Below are 2,397 nucleotides of genomic sequence, written 5' to 3' on the forward strand. Positions count from 1 at the left end.
TGTAGGAGCTGCCGCAAGGCTGCGATCTTTTTGATCTTCCTACAGGCAACAAAAAATCCCCCGGGGTGAACACCACCGGGGGGATTTTTTATGCCTGGAGAAAACTCAGCGCTGATGCACCAGTGCACCCGCCGCATACGTCTGTTGCACGGTGCGGTCATCCCCGAGCGTCATCAGCACAAACAACGTTTCGGCAATGTTGTTGGCCTGCTTCAAGCGATAGCTCAGCAGCGGCGTAGCGTTGTAGTCCAGCACCAGGAAGTCCGCATCGGAACCCGGTTGCAGGTTGCCGATCTTGTCTTCCAGGCGCAGTGCCCGCGCACCGCCGAGGGTCGCCAGGTACAGCGACTTGAACGGACTCAGGCGCGCCCCCTGCAACTGCATGACTTTGTAGGCTTCGTTCAGGGTTTGCAGCAGCGAGAAACTGGTGCCGCCGCCGACGTCAGTGCCGAGACCGACGTTGAGCTTGTGCTTCTCGGCCATCGGCAGGTTGAACAGGCCGCTGCCGAGGAAGAAGTTCGAGGTAGGGCAGAACGAGATCGCCGAGCCGGTTTCCGCCAGCCGCGCGCATTCGTCGTCGCACAGGTGCACGCCGTGGGCGAACACCGAGCGCTCGCCGAGCAGCTGGTAGTGATCGTAAACGTCCAGATAGCCCTTGCGCTCCGGGAACAATTCCTTGACCCACTCGATTTCCTTGAGGTTCTCGCTGATGTGGGTCTGCATGTACAGATCCGGGTATTCGGTCAGCAACTGGCCGGCGAGGGTCAGTTGTTCCGGGGTGCTGGTCGGGGCGAAACGCGGGGTGACCGCGTAGTGCAAACGACCCTTGCCATGCCAGCGTTCGATCAGCGCCTTGCTCTCGACGTAGCTCGATTCGGCGGTGTCGGTCAGGTAGTCCGGCGCATTGCGGTCCATCATCACCTTGCCGGCGATCATCCGCAGGTCGAGCTTCTCGGCCGCTTCGAAGAACGAGTTCACCGACTGCAGGTGCACGCTGCCGAACACCAGTGCGGTGGTGGTACCGTTGCGCAGCAGTTCCTTGATGAAAATGTCCGCGACTTCATCCGCGTGGGTCTTGTCACCGAACTGGCTTTCGCACGGGAAGGTGTAGGTGTTGAGCCAGTCCAGCAGTTGCTCGCCGTAGGCCCCGATCATGCCGGTTTGCGGCAGGTGGATGTGGGTGTCGATGAAGCCCGGGGTGATCAGCGCATCCTGATAGTGGGTGATCTCGATGTCCGCCGGCAGGGTCGGCAGCAGTTCGCTGGCGTGGCCGAGGGCGCTGATCTTGCCGCCATCGACCACCAGCAGGCCGTCCTCGAAATATTCGTAGGAGGCTTCGATACCGACCTCGGCGGGGTCGGCGATGCTGTGCAGGATGGCGGCGCGGTAGGCTTTGCGAGTCAGAGGCATGAGGGTTCTCTAATCAGTTTGAGGCTTTGAGTGTGGCGGCCTGACTGCGCCGGGAAACCGGCAGCAGTTTGGCAATCGGTTCGGCGCTGGCGCTATGCTGGCCGAAATTGGCGTTATAGGTGGCGATGATTTCGCCGGCGATGGAGATGGCGATTTCCACGGGCAGTTTGCCTTTGACTTCGCCGATGCCCATCGGGCAGCGCATGCGTTGCACGACGCTGCTGTCGAAACCGCGATCACGCAGGCGATGTTCGAATTTGACGCGTTTGGTCTTCGAACCGATCAGGCCGAAGTAAGCGAAGTCGTTGCGCTTGAGGAGCGCGGCCGTCAGTTCCAGGTCGAGCTGATGGTTGTGGGTCATGACGATGCAGTAGCTGCCGGCGGGCAGGTCATCAATTTCATCCACAGGCTCTTCGGCGACGATTTTACGCACGCCGTGGGGAATCTGGGCGGGGAATTCCTCTTCCCGCGAATCGATCCAGCGTACCCGGCACGGCAGGCTGGCGAGCAGCGGCACCAACGCGCGGCCGACATGTCCAGCGCCGAACACGGCAATTTGCGCCTGCACCTGGCCCATCGGTTCGAACAGCAACACGGTGGCGCCACCGCAGCACTGGCCGAGGCTGGCGCCGAGGCTGAAGCGCTCCAGATGGGTGTCCTGCTTGCCGCTGGCGAGCATCTCGCGGGCGATCTGCATGGCTTTGTATTCCAGATGCCCGCCACCGATGGTGTCGAAGGTCTGTTTCGCGCTGACGACCATTTTCGAGCCGGCGTTGCGCGGGGTCGAGCCGAGTTCTTCGATGATTGTCACCAGAACGCAGGGTTCGCCCTGGTTCTGCAGGTCGGCGAGGGCGTCGATCCAGTTGTACATGTTCACCTCGACATCTGTCGTTGTCTGTTCGGGCCGCATCGCTGGCAAGCCAGCTCCCACAGGTTTTGTGGTGTACCGCAAATCCTGAAATCACCACGGATCACTGTGGGAGCTGG

At 61.2% G+C, this 2,397-nt stretch carries 2 protein-coding genes; both read right to left on the reverse strand.

The window, feature by feature from the left end:
- Positions 1-105: 105 nt before the first annotated feature.
- Positions 106-1,410, reverse strand: a complete 1,305-nt coding sequence (gene guaD / locus HT737_RS24660; RefSeq protein WP_182404179.1) for a guanine deaminase — start codon at positions 1,408-1,410, stop codon at positions 106-108.
- A gap of 13 nt (positions 1,411-1,423) precedes the next feature.
- Positions 1,424-2,281 carry a xanthine dehydrogenase accessory protein XdhC gene (gene xdhC / locus HT737_RS24665; protein ID WP_121184516.1) on the reverse strand — a complete coding sequence of 286 codons (858 nt, stop codon included), beginning with the start codon at positions 2,279-2,281 and terminating at the stop codon, positions 1,424-1,426.
- Positions 2,282-2,397 lie beyond the last annotated feature (116 nt).

This window comes from Pseudomonas sp. MD195_PC81_125, assembly GCF_014060985.1.
GTDB classification, from domain to species: Bacteria; Pseudomonadota; Gammaproteobacteria; order Pseudomonadales; family Pseudomonadaceae; genus Aquipseudomonas; species Aquipseudomonas parakoreensis.

Excerpts from the sequence above, each read along its gene's own strand:
- guaD (WP_182404179.1), bottom strand. The coding sequence starts at position 1,410 with ATGCCTCTGACTCGCAAAGCCTACCGCGCCGCCATCCTGCACAGCATC.
- xdhC (WP_121184516.1), bottom strand. The coding sequence starts at position 2,281 with ATGTACAACTGGATCGACGCCCTCGCCGACCTGCAGAACCAGGGCGAA.